Here is a 20,569-nt window from a genome sequence, read left to right as displayed (position 1 = left end):
TTAATTGGTTGCCAATTTTGGGGGGAATTCCTGTGGAAATTGGGGGGTTATACAATCATTACGCATTGCAAATACAATAGTGAATTGGTTAAAGAACGTGTAGTTGTTGATTAACGAATGCATGTCATCTCGACGATAAGATAAAAAAACAGGGTGTGTCATGATTTATGACACACCCTGTTTTTTTACCGTATAAGGAAGATTCCTGCTCCCTTATACTAAGTCAAAACCAATATCTTCTCTAAAATACTTGCCGTCAAAATAGATGCGGGCAGCATCGGCTGTTGCCGATTGTAATGCATCAAACTGGCTATCTTGTAAACTGCTAACTGCAATAACACGACCGCCGTTTGTTTTTACAACACCACCTTCAAGTGCTGTTCCGGCATGAAATACCAAAGATTGGCGTACATTGTCAATACCGGTAATGGCTTTACCCTTTTCATATTCGCCAGGATATCCGCCCGCAACAATCATTACGGTTGCAGCATTTTTAGGGCTGATATTTAATTTATATCCTTTTAATTTCTGTTTGGCTGTTGCAAGAAAAAGTTCTACCAGATCATTCTCGATTCTTGGAACTACACTTTCCGTTTCCGGATCGCCCATGCGGCAGTTGTATTCAATTACAAAAGGTTTTTCATTTACTTTAATTAAACCGAAGAAGATGAAGCCTGTATAGTTGATTTTATCTTTCTTTAAACCGCTAATGGTTGGAATGATAATATCACGTTCAACTTCGTCTAAAAATGCTTTGCTGGCAAAAGGAACCGGAGATACCGAGCCCATACCACCAGTATTTAGGCCAGTATCTGCTTGCCCGATACGTTTGTAATCTTTTGCTTCAGGAAGTATCACATAGTTTTCGCCATCTGTAAGTACAAATACCGAAAGCTCTATGCCACTTAAAAACTCTTCAATTACTACTGTAGTTCCGGCTTCGCCAAACTTGCCGCTAAGCATTAATTTTAATTCTTCCTGTGCTTCTTCGGTATTATCTATAATTAAAACGCCTTTTCCTGCTGCCAATCCATCGGCTTTTAATACCACCGGAAGGGGATGAGATTGCAGGTAAGTTAAACCTTCTTCTAAAGTTTTGCCGGTAAAAGAACGCGAACTTGCTGTAGGAATACCATGGCGTGCCATAAATTGTTTAGAAAAATCTTTACTGCCTTCTAAAATTGCGCCTTCTTTTTTTGGCCCGATAACCGGGATTTTTGATAAACTTTCATCCTCAGCAAAAAAATCATGAATACCATTTACAAGAGGTTCTTCGGGGCCAACTACTACCAGTTCTATGTTTTCTTTAAGAACTAATGCTTTTACGGCTTCAAAATTATTGATGTTAAGATTTATGTTTTTTCCATAAACTCCTGTACCACCATTACCAGGTGCAATAAATAATTGAGAGCAAAGAGGAGACTGGCTCATTTTCCAGGCAAAGGCACTTTCTCTTCCTCCTGATCCTAATAGTAAGATATTCATCTATATATGATTTAATTGTTGGGTCTGTGTGGGCAAATATACCGCTTTAGCTAAATTATCACAGGCTAAGTTTAAATTAGGCATAAAATATGCTTAGAAAAGGTTGTTTGTCAATAGATTTCGGTTTGTAAAAGATTAAAATTAGATTTGCCGCCAACATGAGACACATTGTTACTTTATCACTTGTATTTTTTAGTCTTACCCACTTGGCCAAAGCCGAGCGGGTTGAGGGGCTAAGACTTATAACCGAAAAGTACTGCAATAAGCAGCAGGTGAACACAGAACAGGCAACTGTTCGCTCAAGTCAGCCTGACGATTCGAGGTATCCTTTTTTCTTATCTTATAGTGCTTTAACTACTATAGGAGTACTTCCTGAAGCACATATCATTAAATATAGGGCTCATAATCAAAACATCTTAAACCTTACCATAAGGGAACAGCCCAAGAATAACAGTCCCTAGTTTTAGCATTCATCGTTATCCTGACCTCACAGAAGCTGTGAAGCAAATTTATTTCAGGATCTCGCACATGCCTCAATTCCTGCTAAACCGGAATTCTGAAAATAAACTTAGGATGACGCGAAGCGAAAACATTGAGCGCACTGACAACTGACATTCTGGCTTACAGCCCGGTAATGGCTTGGTTGTTGTAATTTTATCAGTTTTAATAATAGTAATAAACAAACACAAGTATACATGTTAGGATTTTTAGCCAAAGTTTTTGGAAGCAAATCAGAAAGAGATATTAAGGCATTACAGCCTATAGTAGTCAAAATAAACGAAGAGTACGCAAAATTATCAGCACTAAGCAATGATGAACTGCGTAATAAAACAGTTTATTTTAAAGATGTTATCGCTAAAGCGTTAGCAGAAATAGATGGAAAAATAAGCGGGTTAAAAACCGATGCTGAAAGCCAGGAATTGTCATTGCCTGAAAAAACAGCTATATACGATCAGATTGATGCTTTAATCAAAGATCGTGATAAGGAATTAGAAGTAGCATTGTCTGAGATTTTGCCTGCTGCATTTGCAGTGGTAAAAGAAACTTCGAGACGTTTCTCTGAAAATGAGCAACTGGAAGTTACGGCTACTCAGTTTGACCGCGACTATGCTGCCCGTAAAAAGAATGTAACCATACAAGGTGATAAAGCACTTTGGGCCAATAAATGGGATGCTGCAGGTACCGAGGTAGTTTGGAACATGGTACATTACGATGTTCAGTTGATTGGTGGTATGGTATTGCATAATGGTAAAATTGCAGAGATGGCCACTGGTGAAGGTAAAACCTTAGTAAGTACGCTGCCTGCTTACCTGAACGCACTTGCCGGACAAGGTGTACACATCGTAACGGTGAATGATTACCTTGCACGACGTGACTCGGAGTGGAATGGTCCTTTATTTGAGTTCCATGGTTTAAAGGTTGATTGTATCGATAAACATGAACCAAACTCTCAGGAACGCAGAGACGCATACCTTGCTGATATCACTTATGGTACCAACAATGAATTTGGTTTCGATTATTTGCGTGACAATATGTCGCAAACTCCTGATCAGCTGGTACAACGCAAGCTACATTTTGCAATGGTGGATGAGGTCGATTCAGTTTTAATTGATGATGCCCGTACGCCATTAATTATATCAGGACCTGTTCCTTTTGGTGATCAGCATGAATTTCATGAGCTAAAACCACGTATTGAGCGTTTGGTTACTGCTCAGAAAGAATATGTTACCAAAGCTTTAAACGAAGCAAAAAAATTAATTAATGATGGTAAAACCGGTACAGAAGAGGGCGAAGGTGGTTTAGCACTTTTACGCGCGCACCGTGGTTTGCCTAAAAATAAAGCATTGATCAAGTTCTTAAGTGAGGGTAGTGTAAAACAAACCTTATTGAAAACTGAAAACCATTATATGGCAGATCAGTCTAAGAATATGCCTAAAGTAGATTCGGAATTGTTCTTCTATATTGATGAGAAAAACAACCAGGTTGAACTAACTGAGAAAGGTATCGAGCTGATCACGAAATCTGGTGAAGACCACAATTTCTTTGTGTTACCTGATGTAGGTACTGAGATTGCTGATATCGAAAAATCATCATTAACCAGTGAAGAAAAAATAGCTCAGAAAGATGCTTTAATGCGCGACTACTCTATTAAGGCAGAGCGTATCCACTCTGTAAACCAGTTGTTGAAAGCATATACTTTATTTGAGATCGATGTTGAATACATCATTGATGAAGGTAAAATTAAAATTGTAGATGAGCAGACTGGTCGTATTATGGATGGCCGTCGTTATTCAGATGGTTTACACCAGGCAATCGAAGCAAAGGAAAATGTAAAAGTTGAAGATGCTTCGCAAACCTATGCTACCGTTACCTTGCAAAACTTTTTCCGTATGTACCACAAGCTTTGCGGTATGACGGGTACAGCTACTACAGAGGCTGGCGAGTTTTGGTCTATCTATAAACTGGATGTAGTAGAGATACCTACAAACAGAGTTATTTCAAGAAAAGATCATCAGGATTATGTTTACCGTACTGTTCGTGAAAAATATAATGCAGTAGCAGAAGAGATCGTAAAATTAACTGAAGCAGGCCGCCCGGTATTGGTGGGTACAACTTCGGTTGAGATTTCGGAATTACTTAGCCGTATGTTGAAACTGAGAGGTATTAAACATAATGTCCTGAATGCGAAGATGCACCAGAGAGAAGCTGATATTGTTGCTGAAGCAGGACAACCTGGTCAGGTAACCATTGCAACCAACATGGCTGGTCGTGGTACGGATATTAAATTAGGCCCAGGCGTTAAGGATGCTGGTGGTTTGGCAATTGTTGGGACGGAGCGTCATGAGTCTCGTCGTGTAGACAGACAGTTACGTGGTCGTGCAGGCCGTCAGGGAGATCCGGGTTCATCTCAGTTCTTCGTGTCATTAGAAGATAACTTAATGAGGTTATTTGGTTCTGAAAGAATCTCTAACATCATGGTAAGAATGGGTATTGAGGATGGTGAGGTAATTCAGCATTCAATGATCACCAAATCTATTGAGCGTGCACAGAAAAAAGTAGAAGAAAATAACTTCGGTATTCGTAAGCGTTTGCTTGAATATGATGATGTTATGAACTCTCAGCGTTCGGTTATTTATGCTAAACGTAAAAATGCTTTGTTCGGCGAGCGTTTAGATGTTGACATGAGCAATATGGTATTTGATGTTGCGGAAGATATTGTAACTGAATACAAAGAAGAAGGAAATTACGAAGGCTTTAAGCTTGAGGTAATTAAAAACTTCTCTGCAGATACAGCTATTGATGAAGCTGAGTTCAGCTCAAAAGGCGTTCATCATTTAACAGATAAATTATTTGAGGAAGTAACTACTTTCTATGCAAGAAAATCTGATGCAATTATTGCTCAGGCTATGCCGGTATTAACTCAGGTATATCAGGAGCGTGGTGAGCAGATAGAGCAAATCGTTGTTCCTTTTACTGATGGTGTACGTAGTGTACAGGTTCCTGTAGGTTTGAAAAAGGCAATTGATAACGGTGGTCGTGAGGTTACCAGATCTTTTGAGAAAACAATTGTACTTGCGCTTATTGATGAGTCGTGGAAAGAGCACTTACGTGAAATGGACGAGTTAAAGCAATCTGTACAGAATGCGGTATACGAACAAAAAGATCCATTGATCATCTATAAAATGGAAGCATTTAACTTGTTTAAAAACATGTTAAATGCGGTAAATAAAGAGGTGGTTAGTTTCTTGTATAAAGGTGGAATTCCGGTACAGACAGATCCTAATGATGTAAGGGAAGCTCAGGCTCCAAGACCAGCACCAACCAGATTGAAAATGTCTAAACCTGAATTTAATCAGGCTACAAGTTCAGCTGATGTTGCTCAGATGGAGGATACACGTGAACACGTGCCTCAGCAGCCTATCCGTAAGGATACGGTAATAGGAAGAAACGAACCATGCCCTTGTGGAAGTGGTAAGAAATACAAAAACTGTCACGGTGCAGGATTGTAATTTGTAATAAAGATAAAGAATGCCGATTTTTGTAAAAAAATCGGCATTCTTTTTTTAAAGCCTTGTTCATGAAACTACTATTTGCTGCGTTATTCTGTTGTTCCTATTTTGGTCTGTTTGCTCAAACCAGGGGTCAGGTAACTATAATTAAGGACCCAATGATAGATAGCTTAATAGCAAAACGCATTGCGTTAAATACAAAGCAGCCAGGGACGGGGACTGTACCCTATAAGCCGGGGCCAGTGGTATCGCAGATGGGATATAGGGTTCAGGCATTTTATGGATCAGACAGAAGACAGGTTTTTAATGAGCAATCAAGATTTAATTCACTTTACCCAGCAGTTAATACTTACATCACTTATAAAGAGCCTAACTACTATTTAAGGGTAGGAGATTTCCGGACGCGCCTGGAAGCTCAGCGATTTATGAACGAACTAAGAAGTAATTTTCCTACGCTATTTATATTCAGGGAAAAGATTAATGCACCTAATTTAGAATACAACGATGATCCAGAAAGATAAGATACAGGCACTTTCAAATGATATTTTTGAACAGGTTGTTGGCTACCGTCAGCACCTTCATTCCAACCCGGAACTTTCCTTTAAGGAATTTGAAACTTCAGCATATATTAAAAAGCATTTAACAGATTGGGGTATTCCTTTTTCTGATATGGCCAATACAGGAGTTGTAGGAATTATTAAGGGAGATCTTCCATCTGATAACATCATTGCATTGCGTGCTGATATGGACGCCTTGCCTATATTGGAAGCTAATGAGAAACCTTATACTTCTAAAAATCCCGGCGTAATGCATGCTTGCGGACACGATGTACATAGTTCTTCTTTATTAGGTAGTGCTTATATCCTGAATAGCTTAAAGGCTGAATTTGGAGGTACTATTAAGTTGATATTTCAACCTGCCGAGGAGGTTTTGCCCGGTGGTGCAAGTATTATGATTAAGGAGGGGGTGCTTGAAAACCCTAAGCCGCAATCGATAGTTGGGCAGCATGTGATGCCTCTAATTGATACCGGTAAAGTAGGCTTCCGTTCAGGTATTTATATGGCATCTACCGATGAATTGTATGTAACGGTCCATGGAAAGGGCGGGCATGGTGCACAGCCACATCAAAATATAGATCCTGTATTGATCACTTCTCATATTATTATTGCATTGCAGCAGATTGTGAGCAGAAATGCAGATCCAAGATTACCTTCTGTCCTTTCTTTTGGAAAAGTACAAGCCAACGGGGCAACGAATATTATCCCTAATGAGGTGAAAATTGAAGGTACTTTTAGAACATTAAACGAAGAATGGCGCAAAGAAGCAAAGCGCTTAATGAAAAAAATGGCTGAAGGAATTGCCGAAAGTATGGGTGGAAGCTGTGATTTTAGAATTATGGACGGCTATCCTTATTTAATAAATGAAGAGAAGTTAACAGCTAATGCGCGTGCTTTTGCTGAAGATTATTTAGGTAAAGAGAATGTGGTTGACCTGGATATATGGATGGCTGCAGAGGATTTTGCGTATTACTCGCAAGTTACAGACGCTTGCTTTTACAGATTAGGAACAGGAAATAAAGAAAAAGGAACTACCTATTCTGTTCATACGCCTAATTTTGATATTGATGAAGATGCACTAAAGACATCTACAGGATTGATGGCTTATGTTGCGCTTAAGCAGCTGGGTAATTAATAGTATCATGTTATATGCGTTATCCTAGTGCACTCGTCATCCTGAATTTATTTCAGGATCTCGGACATACTACTCAAAACCTGCTCAAACGGGATTCTGAAATAAATTCAGAATGACGAGCGCTTACCAAACCAGGATTACGAACGCTTGACGATCGACTACATAATTAGAATAGATGAAGAAAATACTTTGGTTAGCTGTACTAGTTGGAATTACTTTAAAAGGATCTGCTCAGGAAATAGATCGTTTTAATCCAGATACTATTAAAACCATACAGCTTGATTCGGCCGTAAATATCTCTGCTCAGAAATTTGGTGTAGAGACTTTTATTAACGCCATTATTACTGATGAAAGCTTTTATAAGGCTTTCAGAAATATGAAGAAGTATAATTTCATTGCAGAGAACAACATCTATACTTATAATAAGAAAAATAAGGTAGACGGGCGGATCTATCGCAAGATCAAACATACTAATGAAGGCCCCGAAAAGATGGTATACCTTGCAAAACAGGATACCGGAAAGGTGTACAGAAAGAATGGCAAATACCAATTGTATACGATTGAAATGTTTGACTACATCTTTATGAATGCTTACAAAACTGAATTTTCGGAAGAAGATTCAAAGGGAGGAAAGGCAGATGGTGCAAATGCAGGGTATAAGGATAAATTAAAAACATTGATCTTTGCTCCGGGAAAACCAATTAAAGGCTTGCCTTTTATTGGTAGTAAAACAGAAATTTTTACTGTTAATATGCGACAGTATTACGATTACAGCTATTACAGCGGGACATATCTGGATTCAATTCCGGTATACCGTTTTAAGGTGACGGTGAAGAAGGATTTAAGCAACGGAACCAAAGAAGGCCTAATGATAAAGGAGCTTACTACTATTTTTGATAAGCGCACTTTCGAAATACTGGGCCGTTATGTAGATATGAAATACAGCAATATGCTGTTTGATTTTAATGTGCAGATGAATATCGAAACCAGTTATTTCGGCGACGAGAAACTGCCCACCAAAATCTCTTATCAGGGGAATTGGGACTATCCTTTAAAAAAGGAAGAACGCGCCAGCTTTTTAATTGTACATAAGGATTATCACCTTGGAAAAGGAAAGTAATTTTTTAACTTCGTAAGAAGCTCTTTAAGCTTTTATTTTTAAAAGATTATAACAATGAAAACTTACTTCAAATCACTGACGTTACTTTCTGCATTTCTTATGGTATTACTTTTCTCTGCTATGAATAATAAACCCAAAAAGATCATCTTCTTTGGAGATTCTATTACTCAGGCCGGCGTTGAGCCGGGTGGGTACGTTGACCTAATAAAAAAGGCGCTTGACCCTGCAAAATACGAGGTTATAGGTGCAGGCATTGGTGGTAATAAGGTATATGACCTTTATCTTCGAATGGAAGAAGACGTGCTGAACAAAAAACCAAATCTGGTAGTAATTTACATAGGGGTTAATGATGTATGGCACAAGCAGTCGAGCAGAACAGGAACAGATTACGATAAGTTTATTAAGTTCTATCAGGCATTGATAAATAAGATTCAGGCAAATGGTGCCAAGGTTGTTCTTTGTACCCCGGCAGTAATTGGTGAGAAAAAGAATGGCGTAAATGAGATGGATGGAGATTTGGATAAGTATTCTGGTGCTATAAGAGAACTCGCTGCTAAGAATAACCTCCCACTTTGTGATTTGAGAGCAATATTTAAGACTTATAACGCTGAGCATAATACCGAAGATAAAGACAAAGGAATTTTAACTTCTGATGGCGTGCACTTGAATGAAAAGGGCAATCAGACTTTAGCAGAAAAGTTATTGCCATTGGTAAAATAGATTTCAGCATTTTGCTGCATTTGGAAGAGAGGATAAATAATAGGGAATGATTGATCAGGATACCATAAACAAAATCACGGAAACCGCTCGTATTGAGGAGGTGGTTGGTGATTTTGTGACTCTAAAGAAGCGTGGCTCAAGTTTAATTGGAAATTGTCCATTTCACAATGAGAAAACCCCTTCGTTTCACGTGTCGGTGGCCAAGGGGATTTATAAGTGTTTTGGGTGTGGTAAAGGGGGCGATTCTGTTCACTTTATTATGGACCACGAAAAGTACTCCTACCCGGAGGCACTTAAATTTCTGGCCAATAAATATAATATCGAAGTAGAGGAGACTGTTCAGTCGCCTCAAAATATAGAAGCACAGAATGCCCGCGAGAGCTTGTACATCGTTTCTGAGTACGCTGCAAATTACTTTGCCAATGAGCTGTGGACAGGTGAGGATGGCCGGGCAATTGGCTTAAGTTATTTTAAGGAGCGTGGTTTTAGAGAGGATATTTTAAAGAAATTCCAATTGGGTTATTCGCCCGATGCCTGGGATGCTTTGATCCAGAGTGCTGTTGGAGCAGGTCATAAAGAAGAATATCTGGAGAAAACGGGCCTTGCAATCAGGAATGATAAAGGCAGGCTGTATGACCGTTTCAGAGGTCGGGTGCTGTTCCCAATTCATAATTTTACCGGAAGGATAATTGGTTTTGGAGGCAGGACATTAAAAACAGATAAAAATGTTCCTAAATATGTAAACTCACCGGAAAGCGATATTTACCATAAATCTAACGTGCTTTATGGTTTGTTTCATGCAAAGAAGGCAATTAGAGATGCAGATAACTGTTATCTGGTTGAAGGTTATGCAGATGTTTTAGCTGTTCACCAAGCCGGCATAGAAAACGTGGTGGCCTCGTCGGGAACATCATTAACTACCGAACAAATAAGGCTGATTGGTAGGTTCTCGGAAAATGTTACCATTCTTTATGATGGTGATGCTGCGGGTATTAAAGCCTCTCTGAGAGGTTTAGATATGATCCTTGAAGAAGGATTGAACGTTAAGGTTGTGCTTTTTCCGGATGGGCATGATCCTGATTCTTACATGCATCATGTTGGTTCGGGAGAGTTTAAAAAGTACATAGAAAATAACCGTAAGGATTTTATTCTGTATAAAGCCAGCATCCTGTTAAAAGAGGCTGGGACTGATCCTATAAAAAGGGCAGGTATTATTAGGGATATTGTAGAAAGTATCGCTAAAATACCTGACGACATTAAAGCTTCTGTTTTTATTAGAGAATGCAGTGGTTTGTTGCAGGTTGAAGAAAGGATATTGCTTTCTGAACTGAATAAAATCAGGGCCGCCAAATTTAAAAAAACAAGTGGGGGCAACCAACCTCAGCAGTCGCAATACCAACAAAACCCATATCAGCAAGATGGGCCGCCTGATAATCTGTTTGAGAACCCTGGAGAGTCGGCCGGACCTGCAGAGCAGGTAGAAACAGCGGATACAAATCTAATACAGGAACGCGAGATCATTCGGCTACTACTGGCATTTGGTCATGAGCTGGTTACCTGGGATAAGATTGACAATATGTATATTGGTTCTTTTATTATACAGAACTTAGCTGATGTTACTTTTGAGGATGAGATATGTAAACTCATTATTGACACATACAGAGAAGAAATAGAGAACGGTCATTTGCCGGTTGCCAGTCAGTTTATTAAAAGTGGAGACAGGCGGATTGTTGATCTTGCCATCACATTATCAACCTCACCCTATTCACTAAGCGAGAATTGGGAAAACAGACATAATATTTATGTTAGAGATGAGAGCATAAACTTAAAAGCAACAATTTTTGGTGGGCTCTATCATCTTAAAAAGAACAAAATTGGCAAGATGCTTACCGATATTACAAAAGAACTTGCAAGTGAAACCGACCCGGTAAACCAGGAGATTTTGATGCAGCGCCACATGATGATAAAGGGTGTAGAGCGGGATATTTCTAAGTACCTTGGAACTGTTATATTAAAGTAATGGCCAGTCACAACGATTTAGGTAAACGAGGAGAAGATATTGCTAAAGAGTATTTAGAAAATCTGGGTTATCGGATACTAAAAATGAACTGGATGTACGGTAGAGCGGAGGTTGACGTTATAGCTAATGAGGAAGGGACAATAATTTTTGTTGAAGTAAAAACAAGAAGTTCGACAGATTATGGTGAGCCTGAAGATTTTGTAAGCATTAAGAAGGAAAGACAACTTGAGTATGCTTCATCTGCCTACATTGAAATGAATAACAACCAAGGTGAAATTCGTTTCGATATTATTGCAATTGTTTTTGAAAATAAACACCTTTATAAAATTAATCATATTGAAGATGCATTCTGGCCAAGTTAAAAATAACACCAATTTCTTTAAGGTAATACCAATCCTTTCTCTACTATTTAGCGTTTCATTTATCTTTTCTTGTAAGAATGAACCTTCTGTTTCTGTAGTTGGGTTTAAAGCACCCGAACAAGGGCAAATGTTTGGTTTGGGTGATGAGGTAAAAGTGGAACTCGATGTTCCAAAAGACAACCAGATTAAATCAGTTACTTACCAGGTAGATGGTAAAACTGTTGAAACAAAGAACGGCACAGAGGCCATAAGTATAAAAACAAAAGGACTGGCCGTAGGATATAAGATAATTACAGCAATAACTGATGACGGGAGTAAAAAAGATACTTCGACAATTAATATTGTGTTAAGGTCGGGATTAAACCCTGAGCTGCTAACTTATAAAATTGTTAAGACTTATCCGCACGATACTTCATCATATACTCAGGGACTGGAATACCATAATGGGAGATTACTGGAAAGTACTGGTGAGAACGGTTTCTCGACATTAAGATGGGTAGATTTAGCAACTGGCAAGGCTGTGCAAAAGATAGATCTTGACAAGCAATATTTTGGAGAAGGATCTACACTTGTAGACGATAAGATTGTAATGTTAACCTACAAAGCGAATTCCGGGTTTGTATATGATGCCAAGACCTTTAAACAAATTGGAACATTTCCTTATCAAACCAGCAGAGAGGGTTGGGGTTTATGTTATGATGGTAAGCAGTTGATCATGTCTGACGGTACAAACCGACTTTATTTCATGAATAAGGATACCTATAAAGATGAACGTGTAATTGATGTTTATGATAACCTTGGGGCAGTTGATTCTATTAATGAGCTTGAATATATAGACGGAAAAATCTACGCAAATATTTATCAATACAATTATTTAGTAGTAATCGACCCTAATACAGGGATTGTTGAGAAGAAAATAGACTTGAGCGGATTGTTGCCAAAGGGATACTTTAAAACAGAAGATAGTATTTTAAATGATGTTTTAAACGGTATAGCCTGGGATAAACAAGATAAGCGTCTATTTGTTACAGGAAAGAAATGGCCGAAGTTATTTGAAATAGCGTTAGTTCCTGTAAAAAAGAACTAACGCTATTCTTTAATTATTTAGCAGGTGCATTATTAGACTTTGCAACGGGCTCGCTAATGAAGCCGTTGAATGCAATGGCTTGTCTGTAGTTACTGGTTACGTTAAGCACTGCGTATCCTTTTTCTCCAACACTTAGCGTAAGTGATTGTACATCTTTGGTGTCTTTTGGTCTAATGGTTATTAGCCAGCCACCTTTTTTCCTTTTCTCGGTTTTGTAGGTGAAATCTTTAGATTTAAATTTAATGCCTGAGTCGTTAGGATTTAAATTTGCACTGTATGCCCTGCCGTAGTAAGGTAAATATGCTTCTACACTATCTTTAGCTATTGTTAGCGTATATTGGGATCCACTAAGCTGAATTGCTCCGCTTCCCTGCCCTCCCGGAAATCTTTGGAGAACCTTATTAAGATCCATATTTGCCATTGGTAATGCTGTTGTAGCGTTAAATACCAAAGTTTTGGCTTCTACCAGTTTTGCGGTGGTTTCTTTATCCGTTTGGGCAGAAACCTGTATCGCGATGAACATGATAACCAACAGTAATGTGTTTTTAAGCGTTTTCATGATGATTTACTTTAAATGTGTTTTATATCTCAATTTACAAATAAAATAGCATTAAACCTTTTTAATCATAAAATATGATCATGCTACTCTGTTGGGTTAGAATAAATTAACATTAAAAGGTTTAATGTGATCATTTAAGTAAATACACAAACTAAGTGTTCAATACTTAACTTCTCCAGGCTTTGTATTGATTGATCAATCCGTTTGTAGATCCATCATGAGAAGAAACATCATTATTGTCTTGCAGTTCAGGTAAAATACTTTTTGCTAATTGTTTACCAAGCTCAACACCCCACTGATCAAAGCTGAAGATGTTCCATATAATGCCTTGTACAAAGATCTTATGCTCATAAATAGCTATAAGACTTCCTAAGCTAAATGGCGTAACTTTCTTTAATAAGATAGAGTTGGTCGGTCTGTTACCTTCAAATACTTTAAATGGCGCCAGTTTGTCAATCTCTTCGTCTGACTTACCTTCTTTTTTAAGTTCTGAAACTACCTGCTCTTTGGTTTTTCCATTCATTAAAGCTTCTGTTTGAGCAAAGAAATTCGATAAAAGAATTGGATGATGATCGCCGATAGGGTTTAAACTTTGTGCAGGGGCAATAAAATCGCAAGGGATTAAGCGTGTTCCCTGGTGTATTAATTGATAAAAGGCATGCTGACCGTTCGTACCAGGCTCACCCCAAATGATTGGGCCGGTTTCATAGTTTACATCATTTCCATTTCGATCTACATGTTTACCGTTACTTTCCATATCGCCTTGTTGGAAATAAGCCGCAAAGCGGTGCATGTATTGATCGTAAGGTAAAATGGCCTGAGTTTCGGCATTAAAGAAGTTGATATACCAAACGCCTATAAGACCTAATAAAACGGGGATATTGATCTCAAATTCTGAAGTTTCAAAATGTTGATCTGCGGAATGTGCTCCAGCTAATAATTGTTTAAAGTTATCGAAACCTATACTCAATGAAATTGGTAATCCGATTGCACTCCATAGAGAATATCTTCCACCAACCCAATCCCAGAATTCGAACATGTTTTCAGTATCAATTCCAAAAGCAGAAACGTCTTTTGCATTGGTTGATAAGGCAGCAAAGTGTTTTGCAATGTCATTAGCTTTTGCACCTTTTTCCAGAAACCAGCTTCTTGCAGTATTTGCATTGGTCATGGTTTCCTGCGTAGTAAACGTTTTTGAGGCAATCAGGAACAATGTAGTCTCAGGATTAACCTGTTTTAAAGTTTCTGCAATGTGGGTGCCATCTATATTTGATACAAAATGCATGTTTAAATGATTTTTGTATGCCTTTAAAGCTTCGGTAACCATTACAGGGCCTAAATCAGAACCTCCGATACCAATATTAACAACATCAGTTATCGCTTTGCCAGTATAGCCTTTCCAGCTTCCGGAAATGATGGCATTACTGAATTTTTCCATTTTTGAAAGCACCTGATGGACGTCCTTAACAACGTTTTTGCCATCTACTAAAATTTCACCGTCGGCAGGTTCGCGTAATGCGATGTGCAATACTTGTCTGCCCTCTGTCTGGTTAATTTTATCTCCACTAAACATTGCCTTTATTGCTTCATCTAATTTGCATTCTCTGGCTAATTGAATGAGCAGAGCTATAGTGGTATCGTCAATTCGGTTCTTCGAATAGTCGACCAAGATATCTTCAAATATTAAGGAGAATTTCTCAAATCGGCCTTCATCTTCTGCAAATAGCTGTTTTAAGCTTTTTTCATTGATGTTAATAAAGTGGTCGGCCAGGTATTTGTAAGCGGCGGTTTCTGTAAAGTTTACTGTTGGAAGCATAATAATTAGTGTTTTTGTAAATGTAGCGGTTTATTTTATTTCACAAAATTTGATTGCAGAGATTTAATATTTTAATGATAAACATAGTTTCATCGGAAGTTCATACAAGAGAATTATTTTAGCTATATTTAAATATAATAGGCAATCCATTGCCATAAAAAAACTAGCTATGATTGAAAATTTAAAACAATTGGTAACAGAAAATGTTCAGGACGCTATTGTGAATAATAGTGCAGTTCCGAATGAGCAAAATGACGCAGCAATTGAAGCCGCATCAGGTTCTATTATTGATGCGCTTAAAGAAAAGCTGTCATCAGGAGATATTGGAGGTTTAGTAGATACGTTTAAAAATGGAGGTACAGGTTCAGTTGTTGATCAGGCGTCATCCGGTTTTACAGAAAAACTGGCGGGGTTGGGTATCAACATGGAATCTGCAAAAAGTATTGCTGCTTCTATTATTCCTACAATAATGGAAAAATTTGTAAATAAAACTAACGATCCAAATGATAGTTCATTTAATATTAAAGACGTATTAGGTAACCTTGCAGGGCCGGATGGTAAATTCGATCTGTCGGATATTACAGGAATGTTTACAGGAAATAATGATGGTGCGACTGGGGCAGAGGGTAAAGGAGATGGAATTGTAGATAAACTAAAGGGGCTTTTTAATTAATTCTCCCTCTTTTCACAAATGGCTATTTAAACATTGTTTAAGTAGCCATTTGTGTTTTATATTATATATTTGTGATTATGACTAAAGAACAAATTCAGGATTTAAGGGACAGAGTAGCGTCGCTGAGGAGGTACCTTTGACGTTGAAAACCGATTAGAAGATATTCGTATTGAGCAGGAGCTTACCCTGCAACCAAATTTTTGGGACGACCCAAAGAAAGCAGAAAAACATATTGCTGAAATCAATTCGAAAAAAGTGTGGACTGATGGCTGGCAGCACGCCAACAGCCTGATGGAAGATACCCAAGTGCTTTTCGACTTCTGGCAGAGCGGAGATGCCACTGAAGCAGAAATGCAGGAACAGTTTGATCTCTGTGTAAATGCCATAGAAGATCTGGAGCTGAAAAATATGCTCAAAACCAAAGAAGATCAGCTGAATGCAGTAATGCAGATTACCGCGGGTGCCGGAGGTACAGAAAGCTGCGATTGGGCTTATATGTTAATGCGTATGTACTTAATGTGGGCTGAGAAAAATGGATACAAGGTAAGTGAGCAGGATTACCAGGAAGGTGAGGTAGCGGGTGTTAAAACAGTTACAATTGAAATCTCGGGTGAATTCGCCTATGGGTACTTAAAGGGAGAAAATGGGGTACATCGCCTTGTCAGAATCTCTCCATTTGATTCCAATGCGAGAAGACATACTTCTTTTGCCTCGGTTTATGTATATCCACTGGTTGATGACACCATAGAAATTGAAGTAAAGGATTCGGAGATAGAGTTTGAAACGTTCCGGTCGGGTGGTGCCGGGGGCCAGAATGTAAACAAGGTAGAAACTGCAGTTCGTTTATATCATAAACCTTCGGGAATCATTATTAAGAATCAGGAGTCGCGTTCACAGCTTCAGAATAAAGAAAATGCTATTCGCTTATTGAAATCGCAACTTTACGAGATCGAGATGCGCAAGCGTATGGAAGCTACAGCCTTGGTAGAAGGAAGTAAGAAAAAGATAGAGTGGGGCTCGCAGATCAGGAGTTATGTGCTGGATGACAGGAGGGTGAAGGATCATCGGACCAATTACCAAACCTCAAACCCGCAGGCTGTGCTGGATGGGGATATAAACAACTTTTTAAAAGCATACTTAATGGAATTTTAAAGATGAAATATTTTACCTCGTTATTAATGATACTGATGTGTACAGCTAATTTGAATGCTCAGGAAATAGTTAAATTATATCCCGGCGTAATACCGGGATCAAAACCAGCACCTGCAGATTTTAAAGAGACCGCTCCTGTTGGAGATGACGGAATTATACGGATCAGTAAAGTATCTGAACCAACGCTTACTGTATTTTTACCTTCAAAGGAAAAGGCTACTGGAGCAGCTGTTATCATTTGCCCGGGCGGGGGCTATGGTATTTTGGCTATTAATCATGAGGGGTATAATGTTGCAAAGCGATTTAATGATATAGGTGTAGCTGCATTTGTGCTGAAGTATCGCTTACCTAATGATGCAATAATGGTTGATAAATCATTTGGGCCATTGCTGGATGCAGAACAGGCTATCTATCTGGTAAGGGGGCAAGCTAAGAAATGGAACGTTGATCCAGCAAAAATTGGTATTATGGGCTTTTCTGCAGGTGGCCACCTTGCTTCGACATTAACAGTTCACTACAATGATGTGAAAATTGAGAATAAAGAGAAGCTTAGCCTGAGACCAGATTTTTCTATCTTAATTTATCCGGTTATTTCATTTATTGAATCACCACATACAGGTTCTGCAAATAATCTGGCAGGTGCTAATGCAACGCAGGCACAAAAAGAATATTTTTCCAATGAGAAACATGTAACGCCACAAACACCACCAACATTTTTAGTTCATGCTAATGATGATAACGGTGTGCCGGTACAAAATAGTATTATTTTTAATCAGGCATTGGTGGCTAACAAGGTTAAGGCAGAGATGCATTTATATCAAGGTGGCGGACATGGTTTTGGTTTGAATAACAAAACCACATCAGACGACTGGTTTGAGCGGCTGACGAATTGGATGAAAAGTAATAAGTTTCTATAATTTAAAGCTCAGTATTTGCCAGAATATCCTGTAATTCCTTAAGCTCTTCAACCTTTTCTTTTGAACCCAGATTCTCATAAGCAGATATCAGGTTGCGGATAACACGCCTGATGATCTCTACGTTGCTGCAGGGTGCGTAAAATCCTGGAAGAGGGTCGAGGTTTAGCTGTCGGAGAAACTGATCAACGTCGTGTTTACCAAATATGGCCCCCTTGTTAAATGCGTTAATGTAAAAAAGAACTCCAAATTCCTGTTCTTCGCGCTTACTTTCGTCTATATATCCTAAAATAAAATGCTGAGGCAGGTTTACGCCATATACAGGGATATCCAGTTTTTGCGCAAGTGTAGAATAGATGATGGCAAGCGAAATCTGATTGCCTTTTTTACTTTCCAGTACTTGGTTTATATATGAATTCTGTGGGTCGTGGTGGTTTTTTGTATTTCCACTAAAGCCGTAAATGTTATAAAAGATATGGTTGATGAGTTTTATCTTTTCAATAGAACTCATTTCGTATTGCAATCCTAACCAGATTTCTCTTTTGATTTCTTCAATCTGAAGAATCACCTTATCCTCATCAAGATCAGGATATTGATAGCGGTTAATGACTAAGGCCCCTTGTAACAGATCAAATGCTCCGCTTTGATACCATAAATTAAGATCTTCCTTGACATTTGAAAACTGTATCTTATGTACAATATTTTCTATCCTTTGTTGAAGCAAAGAATCTAATGAATGTTCCCAGGCATTTTCAAGGTAGTCAATGACTTCATTGCCATATTCAAGCAGTCGTCCCTCAACGTGTTGATAGATTTCCTGATCGGGATCATCAAGAAGTTTTACTAAAGCAGTTATTTCTTTAATGTTTTCCATTAAACATACAAATTTGAATGCCTATTTTTGCGGCTATGGTTTTTAACTTTATCAGTGATTATCTGAAGCATCGCTTTACCTCAAAAAGCAGGCATGGTACCCATTCCCCATTTGTTTATAAACTTACGGATGAGGTAATTTACGATTTTAAGTCTAAAAGTGAATATAAAAGCATTGAAGCGCAGAGAAAAAAACTTTTCAATGACGATTCATTAGTAACTGTGACCGATCTGGGTGCAGGTTCTCATTTAAATAAGAACCGAACAAAGAAGGTAAGTCAGATTGCGAAGAACGCATTGAAGAATCCTGCTTTGGCTCAATTGATTTATCGTTTAGCAAAAGATAATAATCCTAAAACTATTATTGAACTTGGTACTTGTTTAGGCATAACTACGGCTTATTTATCGAAAGCTTGTCCTGAAGCAGATGTTATTACAATTGAGGGTTGTCCGGAAACTGCAAAAGTTGCGCATAATAATTTTAAAGAACTGGATCTTGAAAATGTTGAATTGCAGGTTGGAAATTTTGATGTATTACTTCCTGACGTTATAGCTAAAGCAGAAAAGCTTGATTTTGTTTACATTGATGGTAATCATAGAAAAGAGGCTACATTAAATTATTTCAATTGGTGCTTACCTAAGATTCATGAAAACTCCCTGCTCATATTTGATGATATATATTGGAGTAAAGGAATGAAGGAAGCCTGGCAAGAAATTAAGAATCACCCGGAGGTTGTTGTTACAATTGATTTGTTTTGGATAGGGTTGGTTTATTTTAGAAAAGGACAGGCTAAGGAGCACTTTAAGATAAAGTTTTAAAATGCTTCAGCTAAACTGATGTAAAAACCGGTTTGGCGTTTTTCATTTGCGCGTTTTTCGCCAATACCATAATCAACGCGTACACTTAATCCTTTTTCAGGATCAAAGAAGTAACGCCCACCAGCTCCATATGAAGGTTTAAAACTTTTGATGGATAGGTCGCCATTATCAAATACTTGTCCTGCGCCACCAAATATGACAGCGCCAAACCTGTTGTTGTAACGATAGCGTAACTCTGCCTGGGCGGCAAGTAAATTCCTTTCTCTGTATCGCCCGGTATAGTAGCCCCTCATTATTTCGTCGTTACCCATTTGTTGTAATAAGTAGAAGGGGGTGTTCTTGCCTTGCACAGAGTGGAATAATCCATTTACCCCGATGACAAATTTGGGCGATAAGGACCAAAAATTGCGAACATTGGCTTTTATTAAACTTCCTGTGAAATTCTCTCCTCCCCAAAAGTCTGGTGCATATTGATAGGTTACCTTTCCGTAAAAGCCTTTGGTTGTATAGTTGTTAGAATTTCTGGTGTCATATGTCTGGGAAATTCCTGCATAGAATACAGAACCTCCTATTTTGTGGATTAGTGTTTGGTCGGTGGTAAAAATGCCTCCCACTTCTTTATCGGTAAAATGATAGTTTTCAAAGCCAAGAGATAAACCACTGTACATATGAGGTAGGAGTAATTTTTCGGCTTCTAGGCCAACTTTAACATAGCCTTGAATGAGTCTGTCTTCGTTTGCCTCAAGAGTTTCATTGCCTACACCATAAAAATCGAAGGGCATTCTTTTAAAGCGCACTTCAGCAATGTAGTGATGCGTGTTTTGTTTTGTCCAAACATCTCCTTTCAAGGAGATGTTATATTGGCCCTTAGTAGATGCAGAAAGCACAGTTGAAAAATTTGAACTGCGATTTGTAAGGTCTTTCCTGTCTAGATAAGTAGAATAGAGTGCACCAATGCCAAATTCAAGGCCTATTTCTTGTGTATATCTAAAAACCGGAACGGGCATAAAACTAGGCCTGCGTGAGGAATCTGTTTTATTAGATAGATAGCGCTCTATTAGTTTCTTTTGCGCCATTGAACTTAGGGCTATTAAAACAAATACGGTGCACAGGGAAATTCTCTTCATTGGCCTAAAATAGTAGAAAAATTTAATTATCAGTTCTGCCTAGCAACTTTAAGGCCAGTGTTTGAAATTGAATCCTAAAGTTTGGAACTTATCCTAACTAGATTTTTACATGAAGAGAAAAGGTCGTTATAAGAAGAAAA

The 20,569-nt window shown here is 38.3% G+C and carries 18 protein-coding genes; 13 read left to right on the top strand and 5 right to left on the bottom strand.

Annotated features, from left to right (window positions below):
• Window positions 1–213: 213 nt before the first annotated feature.
• A complete protein-coding gene (gene purD / locus HQN86_RS15175) occupies window positions 214–1,485 on the bottom strand; it encodes a phosphoribosylamine--glycine ligase (protein WP_172661745.1) in 1,272 nt (423 codons plus the stop codon).
• A gap of 158 nt (window positions 1,486–1,643) precedes the next feature.
• Between purD and HQN86_RS15170 the strand changes: the two genes are divergently transcribed.
• The 9 genes from HQN86_RS15170 to HQN86_RS15130 all read left to right on the top strand — a co-directional run bounded on the left by HQN86_RS15170 (window position 1,644) and on the right by HQN86_RS15130 (window position 12,496).
• Entirely contained in the window at window positions 1,644–1,946 is a 303-nt protein-coding gene (locus HQN86_RS15170) for a hypothetical protein (RefSeq protein WP_172661744.1), read from the top strand.
• Between the two features lie 234 nt (window positions 1,947–2,180).
• Window positions 2,181–5,495, top strand: a complete 3,315-nt coding sequence (gene secA / locus HQN86_RS15165) for a preprotein translocase subunit SecA (protein ID WP_172661742.1) — start codon at window positions 2,181–2,183, stop codon at window positions 5,493–5,495.
• A 68-nt stretch (window positions 5,496–5,563) separates the two neighbouring features.
• Complete coding sequence (locus HQN86_RS15160) at window positions 5,564–6,016, top strand: SPOR domain-containing protein (RefSeq protein WP_172661741.1); 453 nt, start codon at window positions 5,564–5,566, stop codon at window positions 6,014–6,016.
• Window positions 6,000–7,187: a M20 metallopeptidase family protein gene (locus HQN86_RS15155; RefSeq protein WP_172661740.1), complete on the top strand. Its 1,188-nt coding sequence runs from the start codon at window positions 6,000–6,002 to the stop codon at window positions 7,185–7,187. The genes HQN86_RS15160 and HQN86_RS15155 overlap by 17 nt, the downstream gene beginning before the upstream one ends.
• 175 nt (window positions 7,188–7,362) lie before the next feature.
• Window positions 7,363–8,307: a hypothetical protein gene (locus HQN86_RS15150; RefSeq protein ID WP_172661738.1), complete on the top strand. Its 945-nt coding sequence runs from the start codon at window positions 7,363–7,365 to the stop codon at window positions 8,305–8,307.
• 54 nt (window positions 8,308–8,361) lie between these two features.
• The gene (locus tag HQN86_RS15145) at window positions 8,362–9,027 is read left to right on the top strand and encodes an SGNH/GDSL hydrolase family protein (RefSeq protein ID WP_172661737.1); all 666 of its coding nucleotides are present in this window, start codon (window positions 8,362–8,364) and stop codon (window positions 9,025–9,027) included.
• Between the two features lie 46 nt (window positions 9,028–9,073).
• Window positions 9,074–11,047 (top strand): DNA primase, encoded by a 1,974-nt coding sequence (gene dnaG, locus HQN86_RS15140; RefSeq protein WP_172661735.1) that lies wholly within the window; start codon window positions 9,074–9,076, stop codon window positions 11,045–11,047.
• Entirely contained in the window at window positions 11,047–11,409 is a 363-nt protein-coding gene (locus tag HQN86_RS15135; RefSeq protein ID WP_172661734.1) for a YraN family protein, read from the top strand. The genes dnaG and HQN86_RS15135 overlap by 1 nt, the downstream gene beginning before the upstream one ends.
• Entirely contained in the window at window positions 11,390–12,496 is a 1,107-nt protein-coding gene (locus HQN86_RS15130; RefSeq protein WP_172661732.1) for a glutaminyl-peptide cyclotransferase, read from the top strand. Before HQN86_RS15135 ends, HQN86_RS15130 begins: the two co-directional genes overlap by 20 nt.
• A 13-nt stretch (window positions 12,497–12,509) precedes the next feature.
• Here the strand turns inward: HQN86_RS15130 and HQN86_RS15125 are convergent, their stop codons facing one another.
• Both HQN86_RS15125 and pgi read right to left on the bottom strand, forming a co-directional pair.
• Complete coding sequence (locus HQN86_RS15125) at window positions 12,510–13,055, bottom strand: DUF4251 domain-containing protein (RefSeq protein ID WP_172661730.1); 546 nt, start codon at window positions 13,053–13,055, stop codon at window positions 12,510–12,512.
• Between the two features lie 166 nt (window positions 13,056–13,221).
• Window positions 13,222–14,871: a glucose-6-phosphate isomerase gene (pgi, locus tag HQN86_RS15120; RefSeq protein ID WP_172661729.1), complete on the bottom strand. Its 1,650-nt coding sequence runs from the start codon at window positions 14,869–14,871 to the stop codon at window positions 13,222–13,224.
• A 169-nt stretch (window positions 14,872–15,040) separates the two neighbouring features.
• Between pgi and HQN86_RS15115 the strand changes: the two genes are divergently transcribed.
• The 3 genes from HQN86_RS15115 to HQN86_RS15105 all read left to right on the top strand — a co-directional run bounded on the left by HQN86_RS15115 (window position 15,041) and on the right by HQN86_RS15105 (window position 17,613).
• Complete coding sequence (locus tag HQN86_RS15115; protein WP_172661728.1) at window positions 15,041–15,544, top strand: DUF937 domain-containing protein; 504 nt, start codon at window positions 15,041–15,043, stop codon at window positions 15,542–15,544.
• Between the two features lie 77 nt (window positions 15,545–15,621).
• Window positions 15,622–16,696, top strand: a protein-coding gene (gene prfB, locus HQN86_RS15110) for a peptide chain release factor 2 (RefSeq protein ID WP_152542455.1) whose coding sequence is annotated in 2 segments (ribosomal slippage) — window positions 15,622–15,681 and window positions 15,683–16,696 — 1,074 coding nt in all. Because the reading frame shifts where the segments join, the coding sequence is not laid out codon by codon here.
• A gap of 2 nt (window positions 16,697–16,698) precedes the next feature.
• A complete protein-coding gene (locus HQN86_RS15105; protein WP_172661727.1) occupies window positions 16,699–17,613 on the top strand; it encodes an alpha/beta hydrolase in 915 nt (304 codons plus the stop codon).
• A gap of 1 nt (window position 17,614) precedes the next feature.
• On the opposite strand, the gene HQN86_RS15100 is transcribed toward HQN86_RS15105, so the two are convergent.
• Complete coding sequence (locus HQN86_RS15100) at window positions 17,615–18,484, bottom strand: transglutaminase-like domain-containing protein (protein WP_048907765.1); 870 nt, start codon at window positions 18,482–18,484, stop codon at window positions 17,615–17,617.
• 17 nt (window positions 18,485–18,501) lie between these two features.
• Between HQN86_RS15100 and HQN86_RS15095 the strand changes: the two genes are divergently transcribed.
• Window positions 18,502–19,302 (top strand): O-methyltransferase, encoded by an 801-nt coding sequence (locus HQN86_RS15095; RefSeq protein ID WP_246269621.1) that lies wholly within the window; start codon window positions 18,502–18,504, stop codon window positions 19,300–19,302.
• Here HQN86_RS15095 and HQN86_RS15090 read toward each other — a convergent pair.
• Window positions 19,299–20,429: a BamA/TamA family outer membrane protein gene (locus HQN86_RS15090; RefSeq protein ID WP_172661726.1), complete on the bottom strand. Its 1,131-nt coding sequence runs from the start codon at window positions 20,427–20,429 to the stop codon at window positions 19,299–19,301. The two genes, HQN86_RS15095 and HQN86_RS15090, sit on opposite strands and share 4 nt — an antisense overlap.
• Window positions 20,430–20,569 lie beyond the last annotated feature (140 nt).

The organism is Pedobacter panaciterrae (assembly GCF_013204795.1).
GTDB classification, from domain to species: domain Bacteria; phylum Bacteroidota; class Bacteroidia; order Sphingobacteriales; family Sphingobacteriaceae; genus Pedobacter; species Pedobacter panaciterrae.
This window is presented reverse-complemented; position numbering and strand designations above follow the sequence as displayed.

Coding starts and splice junctions, on each gene's coding strand:
- purD (WP_172661745.1), bottom strand. CDS start 1,485: ATGAATATCTTACTATTAGGATCAGGAGGAAGAGAAAGTGCCTTTGCC.
- HQN86_RS15170 (WP_172661744.1), top strand. CDS start 1,644: ATGAGACACATTGTTACTTTATCACTTGTATTTTTTAGTCTTACCCAC.
- secA (WP_172661742.1), top strand. CDS start 2,181: ATGTTAGGATTTTTAGCCAAAGTTTTTGGAAGCAAATCAGAAAGAGAT.
- HQN86_RS15160 (WP_172661741.1), top strand. CDS start 5,564: ATGAAACTACTATTTGCTGCGTTATTCTGTTGTTCCTATTTTGGTCTG.
- HQN86_RS15155 (WP_172661740.1), top strand. CDS start 6,000: ATGATCCAGAAAGATAAGATACAGGCACTTTCAAATGATATTTTTGAA.
- HQN86_RS15150 (WP_172661738.1), top strand. CDS start 7,363: ATGAAGAAAATACTTTGGTTAGCTGTACTAGTTGGAATTACTTTAAAA.
- HQN86_RS15145 (WP_172661737.1), top strand. CDS start 8,362: ATGAAAACTTACTTCAAATCACTGACGTTACTTTCTGCATTTCTTATG.
- dnaG (WP_172661735.1), top strand. CDS start 9,074: ATGATTGATCAGGATACCATAAACAAAATCACGGAAACCGCTCGTATT.
- HQN86_RS15135 (WP_172661734.1), top strand. CDS start 11,047: ATGGCCAGTCACAACGATTTAGGTAAACGAGGAGAAGATATTGCTAAA.
- HQN86_RS15130 (WP_172661732.1), top strand. CDS start 11,390: ATGCATTCTGGCCAAGTTAAAAATAACACCAATTTCTTTAAGGTAATA.
- HQN86_RS15125 (WP_172661730.1), bottom strand. CDS start 13,055: ATGAAAACGCTTAAAAACACATTACTGTTGGTTATCATGTTCATCGCG.
- pgi (WP_172661729.1), bottom strand. CDS start 14,871: ATGCTTCCAACAGTAAACTTTACAGAAACCGCCGCTTACAAATACCTG.
- HQN86_RS15115 (WP_172661728.1), top strand. CDS start 15,041: ATGATTGAAAATTTAAAACAATTGGTAACAGAAAATGTTCAGGACGCT.
- HQN86_RS15105 (WP_172661727.1), top strand. CDS start 16,699: ATGAAATATTTTACCTCGTTATTAATGATACTGATGTGTACAGCTAAT.
- HQN86_RS15100 (WP_048907765.1), bottom strand. CDS start 18,484: ATGGAAAACATTAAAGAAATAACTGCTTTAGTAAAACTTCTTGATGAT.
- HQN86_RS15095 (WP_246269621.1), top strand. CDS start 18,502: ATGCCTATTTTTGCGGCTATGGTTTTTAACTTTATCAGTGATTATCTG.
- HQN86_RS15090 (WP_172661726.1), bottom strand. CDS start 20,429: ATGAAGAGAATTTCCCTGTGCACCGTATTTGTTTTAATAGCCCTAAGT.